This is a genomic window from Pseudomonas sp. IT-P253, from assembly GCF_949768125.1.
Lineage (GTDB): Bacteria > Pseudomonadota > Gammaproteobacteria > Pseudomonadales > Pseudomonadaceae > Aquipseudomonas.
The window spans coordinates 22046-37426 of the sequence record NZ_CATKPT010000027.1 but is presented as its reverse complement, the minus strand read 5'-3'; the positions used below and the strand labels follow the sequence as shown (position 1 = coordinate 37426).

Below are 15381 nucleotides of genomic sequence, written 5' to 3'. Positions count from 1 at the left end.
TGAGGATTAAGAATCATGGCTTACAGCGAAAAGGTCATCGACCACTACGAAAACCCGCGTAACGTCGGCAAGATGGACGCGGAAGATCCTGATGTCGGCACCGGCATGGTCGGAGCTCCGGCGTGCGGTGACGTGATGCGTCTGCAAATCAAGGTCAACGAGCAAGGCATCATCGAAGACGCCAAGTTCAAGACCTACGGTTGCGGTTCGGCTATCGCCTCCAGCTCCCTGGCGACCGAGTGGATGAAAGGCAAGACTCTGGATGAAGCAGAGACCATCAAAAACACTCAGCTGGCCGAAGAACTGGCCTTGCCGCCAGTGAAAATTCACTGCTCCGTACTTGCTGAAGACGCTATCAAAGCGGCCGTTCGCGACTACAAGCAGAAGAAAGGCTTGATCTGAATTTCAAGATTTGGCGACGAGTAAGGAGTCACCGATGGCTATCAGCATGACAGAAGCGGCTGCTCAACACGTGCGACGCTCCCTCAACGGGCGCGGCAAAGGTGAAGGGATTCGTCTGGGTGTCCGCACCACAGGCTGTTCCGGCCTTGCCTACGTGCTGGAATTCGTCGACGAGGTGGTTGCAGAGGATCAGGTGTTCGAAAGTCACGGCGAGAAAGTGATCATCGACCCGAAAAGCCTGGCCTACCTGGATGGCACTGAGCTCGATTTCGTCAAGGAAGGGTTGAACGAAGGCTTCAAGTTCAACAATCCCAACGTACGCGGTGAATGTGGCTGCGGCGAAAGCTTCAACATCTGAGGCTGCTCGTGGGTACTCCTTGTCATTTCGCTTTATTTGAACTGCAGCCGAGTTTCCGTCTGGATCTCGAACAGTTGGCCACGCGCTACCGTGAGTTGGCGCGCGGTGTTCATCCGGACCGCTTTGCAGACGCTTCCGAGCGCGAGCAGCGGCTGGCGCTAGAGCAATCCGCGAGCCTCAACGAGGCCTATCAGACGCTCAAAAGTCCCCCAAAGCGCGCGCGATACCTGCTCGCCCTGGGCGGTCATGAGCTGCCGCTGGAGGTCACGGTGCATGATCCGGAGTTTCTTCTGCAACAGATGGAGTTGCGTGAAGAGCTCGAAGACCTGCAAGACAGCGCCGACATGGCGGGTATTGCCACGTTCAAGCGCCGCCTGAAGGTCGCTCAGGATGAGCTGAACGAAAGCTTCGCAGCCTGTTGGGATGATGCAGTGCAACGTGAACGGGCCGAACGCCTGATGCGTCGCATGCAGTTCCTCGACAAGCTCACCTACGAAGTGCGCCAGTTAGAAGAGCGCCTCGACGATTAACCCAGTGCCGCTCCGGTCGCACGCTTGATATACAGATAAGTCCTGATAACGATGGCCCTACTGCAGATCGCCGAACCCGGCCAAAGTCCTCAACCGCACCAGCGTCGTCTGGCTGTGGGGATCGACTTGGGCACTACCAATTCGCTGGTCGCTGCATTGCGCAGTGGTCTTTCCGAGCCTCTGGCCGACGCTGACGGGCAGGTCATCCTGCCGTCTGCCGTGCGCTATCACTCCGATCGTGTCGAAGTGGGCGAGTCGGCCAAGCGGGCTGCCGCTACCGACCCTTTGAACACCGTGCTGTCGGTCAAGCGCTTGATGGGTCGTGGTCTGTCCGACGTCAAGCAATTGGGCGATCAACTGCCGTACCGCTTTGTCGGCGGCGAGTCGCACATGCCGTTCATCGACACGATCCAGGGGCCGAAAAGCCCGGTCGAAGTCTCCGCCGATATCCTCAAGGTGTTGCGTCAGCGCGCCGAAGCGACGTTGGGTGGCGAACTGGTCGGTGCCGTGATCACTGTTCCGGCGTATTTCGACGATGCTCAGCGCCAGGCCACCAAGGATGCGGCCAAACTGGCGGGTCTGAACGTGCTGCGGTTGCTCAATGAGCCGACCGCCGCCGCTGTGGCGTACGGTCTGGATCAACACGCTGAAGGTCTGGTCGCCATTTATGACTTGGGCGGCGGTACCTTTGATATTTCGATTCTGCGCCTGACCGGCGGTGTGTTTGAGGTTCTGGCAACCGGTGGCGACAGCGCCCTGGGCGGCGATGACTTTGATCACGCGATTGCCGGCTGGATCATCGAGAGCGCCGGCCTTTGCGCCGACCTCGATCCGGGTGCGCAACGCAATCTGTTGCAAACTGCCTGTGCGGCCAAGGAAGCCCTGACCAATGTCGCGGTCGTCGAGGTTGCTTATGGCGACTGGAAGGCCGAGCTGACCCGCGAAGCCTTCAATGCGCTGATCGAGCCAATGATCGCCCGTAGCCTGAAAGCCTGCCGTCGTGCGGTGCGCGATTCCGGTATCGAGCTGGAAGACGTGCTCGCGGTGGTCATGGTTGGCGGCTCGACCCGCGTACCTCGCGTTCGCGAAGCGGTGGCTGATGCCTTCGGTCGCGAACCGCTGACCGAAATCGATCCGGATCAAGTGGTGGCCATCGGTGCTGCGATCCAGGCCGATACATTGGCTGGCAACAAGCGTGACGGCAGCGAACTGCTACTGCTCGACGTAATTCCGTTGTCCCTGGGGCTGGAAACCATGGGCGGTCTGATGGAGAAGGTGATTCCGCGCAACACCACCATCCCCGTTGCCCGCGCCCAGGATTTCACGACTTACAAAGATGGCCAGTCGGCCATGGCAATCCACGTCCTGCAGGGTGAGCGCGAGCTGATCAGCGACTGCCGTTCCCTGGCGCGCTTTGAATTGCGCGGTATTCCAGCGATGGTGGCTGGCGCGGCGAAGATTCGCGTGACCTTCCAGGTCGATGCCGACGGTTTGCTCAGTGTCTCGGCTCGCGAGTTGGGCTCGGGCGTCGAAGCCAGCATCCAGGTCAAGCCGTCCTACGGTCTGACCGACGGCGAAATCGCCAGGATGCTCAAGGATTCGTTCCAGCACGCCAACGATGACAAAGTCGCCCGTGTACTGCGTGAGCAACAGGTCGATGCCCAGCGCCTGATCGAAGCGGTGCAGGCAGCCCTCGACGTCGACGGCGATCGCCTGCTCGACGCCGAAGAGCGCATGGTCATCGAGTTGCAGATGCAGGAACTGGCGGAATTGATGAAAGGCACCGATGGTTACGCCATCGAGCAGCAGACCAAGCGTCTGTCGCAGGTGACCGATGCCTTTGCTGCCCGCCGCCTGGACTCGACGGTGAAAGCCGCCCTGGCGGGGCGCAACCTGAATGAAATCGAGGATAACTGATGCCGCAGGTCATTTTTCTGCCACACGAAAAGTTTTGCCCGGACGGCATGGTTGTAGAGGCTGAGCCTGGTATATCCATTCTCGAGCTGGCCCATGAGCACCATATCGAGATGGAAAGCGCCTGTGGCGGCGTCTGCGCCTGTACCACGTGTCACTGCATCATTCGTGAAGGTTTTGACTCGCTGGAAGAGGCGGATGAGCTGGAAGAGGACTTTCTTGATCGGGCCTGGGGTCTGGAAGCGCAATCGCGCCTAGGCTGTCAGGCGATCGTCGGGACTGAAGACCTGACCGTCGAAATTCCGAAATACTCGGTCAACCACGCAGCCGAAGCGCCGCACTGATTCAAGGAACTGTCATGAGTCTCAAGTGGACTGATGTGCTGGAAATCGCAATCCAGCTGGCTGAAAGCAAGCCCGAAGTGGACCCTATGTCGGTCAACTTCGTCGATCTGCGCAAATGGGTGATGGAATTGCCCGAGTTTGACGACATGCCTGAGCACTGTGGCGAGAAGATCCTGGAGGCCATTCAGGCCCGCTGGATCGAAGAACGCGACTGAGCCACGCTGCAGGTTAGGCAATACCCAAGAACCCGCGTATAATTCGCGGGTTTAATTTTTCACAAATTACCGTTTCTGGAGTTACACCATGGCTGTTCAACGTACTTTCTCCATCATCAAGCCTGACGCTGTTGCAAAAAACGTTATCGGCGAGATCACCACTCGTTTCGAAAAAGCTGGCCTGCGCGTTGTAGCTTCGAAACTGAAGCAACTGTCCAAAGCCGAAGCTGAAGGCTTCTACGCTGAGCACAGCGCTCGTGGTTTCTTCAACGACCTGGTTGCTTTCATGATCTCCGGTCCGGTTGTCGTTCAGGTTCTGGAAGGCGAAAACGCTATCGCTCTGAACCGTGAGCTGATGGGCGCTACCAACCCTAAAGAAGCTGCTGCCGGCACCATCCGCGCTGACTTCGCTGACTCGATCGACGCCAACGCTGTACACGGTTCGGACTCCGAAGCCGCTGCTGCTCGCGAAATCTCGTACTTCTTCGCAGCTACTGAAGTAACCACTCGCTAAGCATTGGCTTAAGAGTGAAGGTGAATCCATGACTACATCGACTGTAAAAACCAACCTGCTGGGTCTGACTCAGCTGGAAATGGAAAAATTCTTCGACTCAATCGGGGAGAAGCGTTTCCGTGCCGGTCAGGTAATGAAATGGATTCACCACCTTGGCGTCGATGATTTCGACGCCATGACGAACGTCAGCAAGGCCTTGCGCGACAAGCTCAAGGTTATTGCCGAGGTTCGCGGCCCCGAAGTTGTCAGCGAGGACATCTCCACCGACGGCACCCGTAAGTGGGTGGTGCGCGTGGCGTCCGGCAGCTGCGTCGAGACCGTGTACATTCCCCAGGGCAAGCGCGGCACGTTGTGCGTTTCGTCCCAGGCAGGCTGTGCCCTGGATTGCAGTTTCTGCTCCACCGGCAAGCAAGGTTTCAACAGCAACCTCACTACCGCCGAAGTCATCGGCCAGGTGTGGATTGCCAACAAATCGTTCGGCAGCATCCCGGCGACCGCCGACCGTGCCATCACCAACGTGGTGATGATGGGCATGGGCGAGCCGCTGCTGAACTTCGATAACGTCGTGGCCGCCATGCATCTGATGATGGATGACCTGGGCTACGGGATTTCCAAGCGCCGCGTGACCCTGTCCACTTCGGGCGTGGTGCCGATGATCGATGAGCTGTCCAGGCACATCGACGTCTCCCTGGCGTTGTCGCTGCACGCACCCAATGACGCATTGCGTAACCAATTGGTGCCGATCAACAAGAAATACCCGCTTAAGATGCTGCTCGAGTCGTGCCAGCGCTACATGTCGTCCCTTGGCGAAAAGCGCGTGCTGACCATCGAGTACACCTTGCTCAAGGACATTAACGACAAGGTCGAACACGCGGTCGAAATGATCGAGTTGCTCAAGAACATTCCGTGCAAGATCAACCTGATTCCGTTCAACCCGTTCCCGCATTCCGGTTACGAGCGCCCGAGCAACAATGCGATTCGCCGGTTCCAGGATCAGCTTCACCATGCAGGCTTCAATGTCACTGTCCGCACCACCCGCGGTGAAGACATCGATGCGGCATGTGGTCAATTGGTAGGACAGGTGCTGGATCGCACCCGTCGCAGCGAGCGTTATATCGCCGTGCGCGAGTTAAGCGCCGAAAACGATATCGCACAGAACGCTGCGAACAATAATTAAGAGAGGATCTCCATGTCCCTGCGCTTTGCGCTGCTGTTGCTGTTGGCCAGCCTCTGTGCTGGTTGTGTCCTGTCGGGCGATTTCAACCCGATGAAGACCAGCAAGGGCCGTGATGAAGCGCGTACTGCCTATGTGCAGTTGGGCTTGGGGTATTTGCAGCAAGGCATGACCGAACGCGCCAAGGTGCCGCTGAAGAAAGCGCTGGACCTGGATGACTCGGATCCGGACGCCAATGCGGCGCTGGGCCTGGTGTTCCAGGCCGAGATGGAACCGGAGCTGGCGGACCAGCATTTTCGCAAGGCGCTGTCTTCCCGACCCGGCGATGCGCGAATCCTGAACAACTACGGTAGCTTTCTTTTCGAAGAAAAACGTTACAAAGAGGCCTACGAGCACTTTGAGCAGGCCGCTGCCGATACTCTGTATCCTGAGCGTTCACGGGTGTTCGAGAACCTTGGCATGACCGCTTCGAAGCTTGGCCAGCGTGATCTGGCCCAGCTGCAACTGGAAAAAGCCCTGCGTTTGAATCGTCAACAGCCACGCGCATTACTGGAAATGGCTGAGTTGTCCTTCGAAGACAGGCATTATGTGCCCGCGCGTGACTATTACGACCGTTTTAGCCTGCTCACCGAACAAAATGCACGTAGTCTATTGCTCGGCGTTCGGCTGGCAAAAGTGTTTGAAGATCGCGACAAGGCCGCCAGTTTTGGCCTGCAATTAAAACGACTCTATCCCGGTACGCCGGAATATCAGCAATACCTGTCGGAGCAATGATGAAAGCGGCGCATCCCGAAGTTGTAGCAGCGAATCGCGTTAACCCCGGTGAGACCCTGCGCCAGGCCCGCGAAAGCAATGGCTGGTCGCTGGCCGAAGTGGCCCTCAAGCTCAACCTCACCGTCAATTCCCTGAGCAATCTGGAAGCCGGCGCTTTCGACAAGCTGCCTGGGCATACCTTTGCTCGCGGTTATATTCGCGCGTACGCCAAGTTGCTGGGCATGGATCAAACCGTGCTGGTGCAGCAGTTCGATCAATCCACCGGAACCGATTCCAAGGGCAGCAGTGTTCACAGCCTGGGTCGTATCGAAGAGCCTGTTCGGGTGTCCCACACCATTTTGCGAATTGTCAGCCTGCTGTTGCTGATCGCGGTGATTGGCGGTGGTTTTGTCTGGTGGCAGGATCAAACCTCGTCGCGTACCAAGGAATTGACCAGCCTGAGCCCGGAACACGTTGAAGTTGAAGGTGCCGACGGCACCACGCAGATCCATCCGCTGGACGAGCCGGAAGACCAGGCCGTCGCGGCAGGTCAGGCCGAAGGCGCTACTGCGCTCGCGTTGCCGCAAGCCGAGACTTCAACCCAGGCGCCGGCCGCCGCTGAAGCAACCCCGCCTGCTGCCGCACCGGCTACGCCTGCACCCACAGCGCCGGTTCACAGCGCTGCTCCGGTAGTCCCGGCGCCAGCGAATCCGGCTCCGACTGCTCCTGCAGTACCGGCCCCGGTCGTGACGGCTCCGGCTGCCTCGAACGCGCCTGTTTCACCTGCGGCGGCTCCAGTGGCCGGCCAGGGTCAGGTTCAACTGCAATTCACCGCTAATTGCTGGACGCAAGTGACCGACGGCACGGGCAAGGTGCTGTTGAGTGGTCTCAAGCGTAAAGGCGAAAACGTTACCGTCAGTGGCAAGCCACCATTTGCCGTGCGTCTAGGCTACGCCCGTGGCGCGCAAGTCAGCTACAACGGGCAGGTGGTTGATGTCGCTCCGTTCACCAGTGGCGAGACTGCTCGCCTGAAGTTGGGTCAATAAGTCATGCACGGCGAATCTCCAATCAAACGTCGCGAATCCCGCAAGATCTGGGTCGGTAACGTCCCGGTTGGTGGCGATGCGCCCATCGCTGTGCAGAGCATGACTAACAGCGATACCAATGATGTGGCTGCCACCGTAGCCCAGATCAATCGCCTGGAAGCGGCTGGCGTCGATATCGTGCGCATTTCGGTGCCGGACATGGACGCCGCCGAAGCTTTCGGCAAGATCAAGCAACTGGTCAAAGTCCCTCTGGTGGCCGACATTCACTTCGACTACCGGATCGCTTTGCGCGTGGCCGAGCTGGGTGTTGATTGCCTGCGGATCAACCCGGGCAATATCGGTCGTGAAGACCGCGTGCGTGCGGTGGTCGATGCCGCCCGTGATCGCGGGATCCCGATCCGTATCGGCGTCAACGCCGGTTCCCTGGAAAAAGACCTGCAAAAGAAATACGGCGAGCCGACGCCGGCCGCGCTGGTCGAGTCTGCCCTGCGTCACGTCGAGCACCTTGAGCGCCTGAACTTCCAGGACTTCAAGGTCAGCGTGAAAGCTTCCGACGTGTTCATGGCCGTCGAAGCCTATCGTCTGCTGGCCAAGGAAATCGTCCAGCCGCTGCACCTGGGCATCACCGAAGCCGGTGGTTTGCGCTCAGGCACGGTGAAATCCGCCGTGGGCCTCGGTATGCTGCTCGCCGAAGGGATTGGCGATACTATCCGCATCTCGTTGGCGGCCGACCCGGTCGAGGAAGTGAAAGTCGGCTACGACATTCTCAAATCCCTGCACCTGCGCTCCCGTGGTATCAACTTCATCGCCTGCCCGAGCTGCTCGCGGCAGAACTTCGATGTGGTCAAAACCATGAACGAGCTGGAAGGGCGCCTCGAAGACCTGCTGGTGCCGCTGGATGTCGCGGTCATCGGTTGCGTGGTCAACGGGCCGGGCGAAGCCAAGGAAGCCCATATCGGCTTGACCGGCGGCACGCCAAACCTGATTTACATCGACGGCAAGCCGTCGCAGAAACTGACGAATGACAATCTGGTGGATGAGCTTGAACGCTTGATCCGCCAGAAAGCGGCCGAAAAGGTCGAAGCCGACGCAGCAGTAATCGCTCGCGGCTGATCGAACGAATTTAAGGATTTATAGTGAGCAAGTCTCTGCAAGCCATTCGTGGCATGAACGACATCCTGCCTGAACAGACTCCCCTGTGGCGTCATTTCGAGGGCACCGTCTCGCGTCTGCTGGATAACTACGGTTATAAGCAGATCCGCATGCCAATCGTTGAATTCACCGAGCTGTTCAAGCGCTCCATCGGTGAAGTGACCGACATCGTCGAAAAAGAGATGTACACCTTCGACGACCGCAACGGCGATTCCCTGACCCTGCGCCCTGAAGGCACAGCCGCCTGCGTGCGTGCGGTGCTTGAACATGGGATCACCGGCGGTGGCCAGGTGCAGAAACTCTGGTACATCGGTCCGATGTTCCGCCACGAGCGTCCGCAGAAAGGCCGTTATCGCCAGTTCCACCAGATCGGTTGCGAAGTGTTCAACCTCGACGGTCCGGACATCGACGCCGAACTGATCGTGCTGACCTGGCGCCTGTGGGGCGAGCTGGGTATCCGCGATGCGGTCAAGCTCGAACTCAACAGCCTGGGCACCAGCGAGTCTCGCGGTCGCTATCGCGAGGCCCTGGTCGAGTTCCTGTCCGCTCACCTGGACAAACTGGACGAAGACAGCCAGCGCCGCCTGAAGACCAACCCGCTGCGCGTGCTGGACACCAAGAACGCCGACACTCAAGCGATGCTGGTCGATGCGCCGAAAATGGCCGACTACCTCGACGAAGAATCCCGCCTGCACTTCGAAGGCCTCAAGGCTCGCCTGGACGCCGCCGGTATTCCTTATGTGATCAACCCGAAGCTGGTTCGCGGGCTGGATTACTACAGCAAGACCGTTTTCGAATGGGTCACCGACAAGTTGGGCGCCCAAGGTACCGTGTGTGCCGGTGGTCGTTACGACGGTCTGGTCGAGCAGATGGGCGGCAAGCCGACCCCGGGCGTTGGTTTCGCCATGGGCATCGAGCGCTTGGTGCTGCTGCTTGAAACCCTGGAGCAAATCCCCGACGAGATCTCCCGTCAGGTCGACGTCTACCTCTGTGCCTTTGGTGAAGCTGCAGAGCTTGCCGGTCTGGCCTTGAGTGAACGTGTTCGTGATCAATTGCCCAACCTGCGCCTGCAAGTCAATGCCGGTGCCGGCAGCTTCAAAAGCCAGTTCAAGAAGGCCGACAAGAGCGGTGCGCTGTATGCGCTGATCCTCGGTGACGACGAAATGGCCCAGCAAGTGGTAGGTTTCAAACCCCTGCGTGGCCAGGGCGAGCAACAAAGCATTGCCTGGGATGCGCTTGCTGCACACCTGGCCACCTGCGTCGTGCAGGGTTGAAGCTGTCTAAACAGCCGAATTAGCGATTAAGGAGTATTGGGGTGTCGAGTACCGAAGACGAACAGCTGGCGGATTTGAAGGACTGGTGGACACGCAACGGCAAGCCCCTGGTCACTGGCGGCCTGTTGGCCCTGGTCATCGTGTTCGGCTGGCAGGCCTTTCACAAGTATCAGAGCAATCAGTCGCAAAGCGCCTCAATGCTCTATCAGCAATTGCTCGAAACCACGCTGACGCCTGACGGCAAGCCTGATGCAGCACGCGTTTCGGACCTGTCCGCCAAGCTCAACAGCGAGTTCGGCGGCACCGCTTATGCGCAATACGGCAGCCTGTTCGTGGCGAAAGTCGCAGTCGACAGCGGCAAGCTGGATGACGCAGCCAGCGAGCTGAAAGCTATTGTTGCCAAACCGGCTAACCCGGCACTGGGCGAAATCGCCCGTCAGCGCCTGGCGCAGGTATTGGCCGCGCAGAACAAGGCCGACGAGGCCCTGAAACTGCTCGAAGGTGATGCAGACAAGGCGTTCCTGGCCACTCGCGAAGAACTCAAAGGCGATTTGCTGGTGCAACTGGGTCGTACTGACGAAGCGAACGCGGCCTATCAAAAAGCCAAGGCGGCACTGTCGGATGAAGCGGCGGTCGGTGGCCTACAAATCAAGCTGGATGACCTGGCCAAAGGGGATGCGTGACGTGATTCGTTGGAAGCATGCAGCATTGCTGGCTCTGGCCATATTGGCCGCGGGTTGCAGCAGCAACGGCAAAAAAGAATTGCCCCCGGCCGAGTTGACCGACTTCAAAGAAGAAGTGGTTCTGCACAAGGAGTGGAGTCGTTCGATCGGTAATGGCCAGGGCGAGATCTACAACATGCTCGTCCCGGCGATCGATGGCGATACCATTTATGCCGCCGACCTCACCGGTATCGTGATGGCGATGGATCGCAGCAATGGTGATGTCAAATGGAAGAAGAGCCTCGACCTGCCTGTTTCCGGCGCCATAGGCGTGGGTTACGGTCTGGTCACGTTCGGTACGCTCAAAGGCGAAGTCATTGCGCTTGACGCGATCAACGGTGAAGTGAAATGGCGCGCTCGCGTGTCCAGCGAAGTGCTCGCTCCACCGGCCAACAACGGCGACGTTGTGGTGGTCCAGACTCAGGATGACCGTCTGATCGGTCTGGATGCCGCCACCGGCAACCAACGCTGGTTGTATGACAGCACGCCTGCGGTCCTGACCTTGCGCGGCACCAGTGCGCCGATCGTGACCAACCGCCTCGCGGTGGCTGGCCTGTCGACCGGTAAAGTGGTCGCTCTCGATATTTCCAACGGCGTGCCGGTGTGGGAACAACGTGTAGCGATTCCACAAGGTCGTTCGGAGCTGGAGCGCGTTGTCGATATCGACGGTGGCTTGCTGCTGTCCGGCGGTACGCTGTATGTCGCCAGTTATCAGGGCCGCGTTGCGGCACTGGATCTGCAAAGCGGTCGTCAGCTCTGGCAGCGTGATGCTTCCAGTTATGCCGGCGTCGCCCAGGGTTTCGGCAACGTTTACGTGAGCCTGTCTTCGGGCACCGTTGAAGGCGTCGATGAGCGTTCCACCACAGCCTTGTGGAGCAACGATTCGCTGGCCCGTCGTCAGCTGTCGGCTCCGGAAGTGTTCTCCAGCTATGTTGCAGTCGGTGACATGGAAGGTTACCTGCACCTGCTGAGTCAGGTGGACGGTCGTTTCGTCGGCCGCGAGCGCATCGACAGCGACGGCCTGCGTGCCCGTCCGCTGGTGGTGGGTGACACGATTTATGTGTATGGCAACAGTGGCAAGCTGGAAGCCCTGACCATTAAGTAAAGGTTTGACTATGCTTGGGTTGATCCCAAGCGGCTTCACCGTTTGTAGGACTGTAGGAGCGAGCTTGCTCGCGATGGACGTCAACGATTACACGTTGGCGACCTGGATAAACGCGGGGTCTTGGCGTTTTTCGCGAGCAAGCTCGCTCCTGCAAGAAAACACACAGTGATTGCCCCGAGCACCAGCCGCTGCCTCGCAGCGGCTTTTGTATTTTCTGAAATAACGAAGTGGAGAGCCGCATGGTTCCCGTAATCGCCCTGGTGGGCCGACCGAACGTCGGCAAATCCACCTTGTTCAACCGCCTGACCAGGACTCGCGACGCCATCGTTGGTGACTTGTCCGGTCTGACCCGTGATCGCCAATACGGTGAGGCCAAGTGGCAAGGGCGTTCCTACATTCTGGTCGACACCGGCGGTATTTCCGGTGACGAGCACGGTATGGACGAAAAAATGGCCGAGCAGTCGCTGCTGGCCATTGAAGAAGCCGATGTCGTTCTGTTCCTGGTAGATGCCAAGGCCGGTTTCACCGCCGCCGACCAGATGATCGCCGAGCATTTGCGCAAACGTAACAAGCGTTCTTACGTGGTTGCCAACAAGGTCGACAACATCGACCCTGAAATGGCCCGCGCTGAATTCGCCCCGTTGGGCATGGGCCACGCGATTCCGATCGCCGGTGCTCATGGTCGTGGCATCACCCAGATGCTGGAAATCGCCCTGAGCGACTTCCCGAAAGACGAAGAAGAACCGGAAGACGGCGAAGAAGAGGACGTTGCCGAAGGTGAGGAAGCCAAGCGCATTCCTGGCCCGAGCGAAAAAGACGGGATCAAGATCGCCATCATCGGCCGCCCGAACGTTGGCAAGTCGACCCTGGTTAACCGCATGCTCGGTGAAGACCGGGTTATCGTGTATGACCAACCCGGCACCACCCGCGACAGTATCTACATCCCGTTCGAGCGTAACGACGAGAAGTACACGCTGATCGACACCGCCGGTGTGCGCAAGCGCGGCAAGATCCACGAAGAAGTCGAAAAGTTCTCCGTGGTTAAAACCCTGCAAGCGATCAAAGACGCCAACGTGGTGATCTTCGTGATGGACGCTCGCGAAGGCGTGGTGGACCATGACCTCAACCTGCTGGGCTTTGCCCTTGAAGCAGGTCGTGCACTGGTTATCGCGATCAACAAGTGGGATGGCATGACGCCGGGCGAGCGCGACTTCGTGAAGGTCGAGCTGCAACGTCGGCTGTTCTTCGTCGACTTCGCCGATATCCACTTCATCTCGGCCTTGCATGGCACTGGCGTGGGCAACCTCTACGCCTCCGTACAGAACTCGTTCAAGTCTGCGGTCACCCGCTGGCCGACCAACCGCCTGACCCAGATTCTGGAAGATGCGGTTGGCGAGCATGCGCCGCCAATGGTCAACAACCGCCGGATCAAGCTGCGCTATGCCCACTTGGGTGGTGCTAACCCGCCGATCATCGTGATCCACGGTAACCAGGTCGAGCGCGTTCCGAAGTCGTACGTCCGTTACCTGGAAAACACCTACCGTCGTGTACTCAAACTGGTCGGTACACCGATCCGCATCGAGTTCAAAGGCGGCGAGAACCCGTACGAAGGCAACAAGAACACGCTTACTGACCGTCAGGTCAACAAGAAGCGTCGTTTGATGTCACACCACAAGAAAGCCGACAAGAAGCGCCGCGACAAGCGCTGATTATCGACTGCCTGGCTCCTGTAGGAGCGAGGCTCGCCCGCGAAGAACGATAACGCGGTGTTGCCTGATACACCGCAACGCGGCATTCGCGGGCAAGTCGGATCGCCGCACCGCTCGCTCCTACAGGACCGGGTTGAGGAAAGGGCGCTTTATGCGCCCTTTTTTTATGGGCGCCGTTTGGCTATCCTCGGGCTCTCCCGTGCCGCCGTTAGAGCCGGGTGTAGAGCAGGGAATCACCGATGATCACCAGTAAGCTGCCGAATGTCGGCATCACTATCTTCACTCAGATGTCTCAGCTGGCGGCGCAAACCGGCGCGCTGAATCTGTCCCAGGGTTTTCCCGATTTCGATGCTCCGCAGGCGCTGTGCGATGCGGTCGGTCGCCACATCGCCAACGGTCACAATCAGTATTCGCCAATGACCGGCCTGCCGGCATTGCGTCAACAGATTGCGGCGAAAATCGCCCGCAGCTACGGCGTGCATGTCGATGCCGACAGCGAAGTGACCGTCACCCCCGGCGCAACCCAGGCGATCTTCTGTGCCATTCAGGCCGTTATCCACAGCGGCGACGAAGTGATCGTGTTCGATCCGGCCTATGACAGTTACGAGCCTTCGGTCGAGCTGGCCGGTGGTCGCTGCGTGCATGTGCCATTGGGCCTGAATGATTTCAGTATCGACTTCCAAAAGCTCGGCGAAGCCCTGAGCCCTCGCACGCGAATGATCATTCTCAATAGCCCGCACAACCCCAGTGGTGCACTGATCAGTCGTGCGGAACTGGATCAGTTGGCGGCGTTGATTCGTGATCGCGATATCTATGTGATCAGCGATGAGGTCTACGAACACCTGGTGTTCGATGGCGTGTCTCACGCCAGCGTATTGGCCCATGAAGAGCTGTATCAACGCGCCTTCGTGGTCAGTTCCTTCGGCAAGACCTATCACGTTACTGGCTGGAAAACCGGCTATGTGGTTGCACCGCCGGCCCTCACGGCGGAGCTGCGCAAGGTTCATCAATACGTCAGTTTCTGCGGCGTGACGCCGCTGCAATACGCGCTGGCCGACTTCATGGCCGAGCATCCGGAACATGTTGAAGAACTGCCGGCCTTCTATCAGGCCAAGCGCGATTTGTTCTGCGATTTGTTGGCGCCGTCGCGCTTTAGCTTTACCCGCGTCACCGGTACTTATTTCCAGCTGGTCGATTACTCGCAGATCCGCCCGGACCTCAATGACGTCGAGATGGCGCTCTGGATGACCCGCGAGCACGGCGTCGCGAGTATTCCGATCTCGGTGTTCTACCAGACGCCGCCTGAAGGCCAGCGCCTGGTGCGACTGTGCTTTGCCAAGCGTGAGGAGACCCTGCGTGAAGCAGCGGAAAAACTATGCGTGATTTGAGTGCACTGCCCAAGCTTAACATTGCGCTGATCCAGACCACGCTGGCCTGGCATGATCGACAGGCGAACCTTGAGCATTTCGAACAGCTGCTGGAGCAGGCGCGCGGGGCTGACCTGATTATCCTGCCAGAAATGTTCACCACCGGTTTCTCCATGGAATCCGAGACCCTTGCCGAGCCGGAAAACGGACCAACCAGTAAATGGTTGCGGGTTCAGGCGGCGAAGCTGGAGGCGGTGATCACGGGCAGTGTGATCGTGCAGGCGGCCGACGGTAGCCATCGCAATCGTCTGTTGTGGGCGCGACCGGACGGGGAGGTCTGGCACTACGACAAGCGTCATTTGTTCCGTATGGCTGGCGAGCATAACCATTACACACCAGGCGAGCGCCAGGTGCAGTTCGAGCTCAAGGGCTGGCGAGTACGGCCGCTGATTTGCTACGACCTGCGTTTTCCGGTGTGGAGTCGCGACGCGCAGGACACCGACCTGTTGCTGTACACCGCCAACTGGCCAGGCGCACGGCGCCAGCACTGGAACCGTTTGCTGCCGGCGCGGGCGATCGAGAACCTCTGCTATGTGGCGGCGGTGAACCGCATCGGCACCGACGGCAAAGGCTTCGCCTACACCGGAGACAGTCAGGTACTGGATTTCCAGGGTGAAACATTGCTCAGCGCCGGCGACGCCGATGGGGTATTTCAGGTGGTGCTGGACGCTGCGGAACTGGTGGCTTACCGCACACGTTTTCCGGCGAATCTGGATGCCGATACGTTCGAGTTCACCTGAGA

At 58.9% G+C, this 15381-nt stretch carries 17 protein-coding genes; all 17 read left to right on the top strand.

What is annotated here, in order from left to right; genetic code table 11:
• Positions 1 to 15: 15 nt before the first annotated feature.
• Positions 16 to 402, top strand: coding sequence for a Fe-S cluster assembly scaffold IscU (iscU, locus tag ACM6IR_RS15905; protein WP_003443374.1), 387 nt, complete (start codon positions 16 to 18; stop codon positions 400 to 402).
• 34 nt (positions 403 to 436) lie between these two features.
• Positions 437 to 760 (top strand): iron-sulfur cluster assembly protein IscA, encoded by a 324-nt coding sequence (gene iscA, locus ACM6IR_RS15900; protein ID WP_007903589.1) that lies wholly within the window; start codon positions 437 to 439, stop codon positions 758 to 760.
• Positions 761 to 768: 8 nt separating this feature from the next.
• A complete protein-coding gene (hscB, locus tag ACM6IR_RS15895) occupies positions 769 to 1290 on the top strand; it encodes a co-chaperone HscB (protein WP_414908613.1) in 522 nt (173 codons plus the stop codon).
• 51 nt (positions 1291 to 1341) lie between these two features.
• Positions 1342 to 3207: a Fe-S protein assembly chaperone HscA gene (gene hscA, locus ACM6IR_RS15890; RefSeq protein ID WP_414908612.1), complete on the top strand. Its 1866-nt coding sequence runs from the start codon at positions 1342 to 1344 to the stop codon at positions 3205 to 3207.
• A complete protein-coding gene (gene fdx, locus ACM6IR_RS15885) occupies positions 3207 to 3548 on the top strand; it encodes an ISC system 2Fe-2S type ferredoxin (RefSeq protein ID WP_201183164.1) in 342 nt (113 codons plus the stop codon). The genes hscA and fdx overlap by 1 nt, the downstream gene beginning before the upstream one ends.
• A gap of 14 nt (positions 3549 to 3562) precedes the next feature.
• A complete protein-coding gene (iscX, locus tag ACM6IR_RS15880; protein ID WP_414908611.1) occupies positions 3563 to 3763 on the top strand; it encodes a Fe-S cluster assembly protein IscX in 201 nt (66 codons plus the stop codon).
• An 88-nt stretch (positions 3764 to 3851) separates the two neighbouring features.
• Positions 3852 to 4277: a nucleoside-diphosphate kinase gene (ndk, locus tag ACM6IR_RS15875; protein WP_007903599.1), complete on the top strand. Its 426-nt coding sequence runs from the start codon at positions 3852 to 3854 to the stop codon at positions 4275 to 4277.
• 28 nt (positions 4278 to 4305) lie between these two features.
• Positions 4306 to 5454: a 23S rRNA (adenine(2503)-C(2))-methyltransferase RlmN gene (gene rlmN / locus ACM6IR_RS15870; protein ID WP_414908610.1), complete on the top strand. Its 1149-nt coding sequence runs from the start codon at positions 4306 to 4308 to the stop codon at positions 5452 to 5454.
• Positions 5455 to 5466: 12 nt separating this feature from the next.
• On the top strand, positions 5467 to 6225 hold the full coding sequence (gene pilW, locus ACM6IR_RS15865; protein WP_414908609.1) for a type IV pilus biogenesis/stability protein PilW: 759 nt from the start codon (positions 5467 to 5469) through the stop codon (positions 6223 to 6225).
• Positions 6225 to 7250: a RodZ domain-containing protein gene (locus tag ACM6IR_RS15860; protein WP_414908608.1), complete on the top strand. Its 1026-nt coding sequence runs from the start codon at positions 6225 to 6227 to the stop codon at positions 7248 to 7250. The genes pilW and ACM6IR_RS15860 overlap by 1 nt, the downstream gene beginning before the upstream one ends.
• 3 nt (positions 7251 to 7253) lie before the next feature.
• Positions 7254 to 8363: a flavodoxin-dependent (E)-4-hydroxy-3-methylbut-2-enyl-diphosphate synthase gene (gene ispG, locus ACM6IR_RS15855; protein ID WP_007944259.1), complete on the top strand. Its 1110-nt coding sequence runs from the start codon at positions 7254 to 7256 to the stop codon at positions 8361 to 8363.
• 23 nt (positions 8364 to 8386) lie between these two features.
• Positions 8387 to 9676 carry a histidine--tRNA ligase gene (hisS, locus tag ACM6IR_RS15850; RefSeq protein WP_414908607.1) on the top strand — a complete coding sequence of 430 codons (1290 nt, stop codon included), beginning with the start codon at positions 8387 to 8389 and terminating at the stop codon, positions 9674 to 9676.
• A 41-nt stretch (positions 9677 to 9717) separates the two neighbouring features.
• Positions 9718 to 10359, top strand: a complete 642-nt coding sequence (locus tag ACM6IR_RS15845) for a tetratricopeptide repeat protein (protein WP_414908606.1) — start codon at positions 9718 to 9720, stop codon at positions 10357 to 10359.
• Positions 10352 to 11503, top strand: coding sequence for an outer membrane protein assembly factor BamB (bamB, locus tag ACM6IR_RS15840; protein WP_414908605.1), 1152 nt, complete (start codon positions 10352 to 10354; stop codon positions 11501 to 11503). The genes ACM6IR_RS15845 and bamB overlap by 8 nt, the downstream gene beginning before the upstream one ends.
• Positions 11504 to 11742: 239 nt before the next feature.
• On the top strand, positions 11743 to 13212 hold the full coding sequence (gene der, locus ACM6IR_RS15835) for a ribosome biogenesis GTPase Der (protein WP_414908604.1): 1470 nt from the start codon (positions 11743 to 11745) through the stop codon (positions 13210 to 13212).
• A 239-nt stretch (positions 13213 to 13451) separates the two neighbouring features.
• Positions 13452 to 14600: a pyridoxal phosphate-dependent aminotransferase gene (locus ACM6IR_RS15830; RefSeq protein WP_414908603.1), complete on the top strand. Its 1149-nt coding sequence runs from the start codon at positions 13452 to 13454 to the stop codon at positions 14598 to 14600.
• Positions 14588 to 15379: an amidohydrolase gene (locus ACM6IR_RS15825; RefSeq protein ID WP_414908602.1), complete on the top strand. Its 792-nt coding sequence runs from the start codon at positions 14588 to 14590 to the stop codon at positions 15377 to 15379. The genes ACM6IR_RS15830 and ACM6IR_RS15825 overlap by 13 nt, the downstream gene beginning before the upstream one ends.
• The last annotated feature ends 2 nt before the right edge of the window (positions 15380 to 15381 follow it).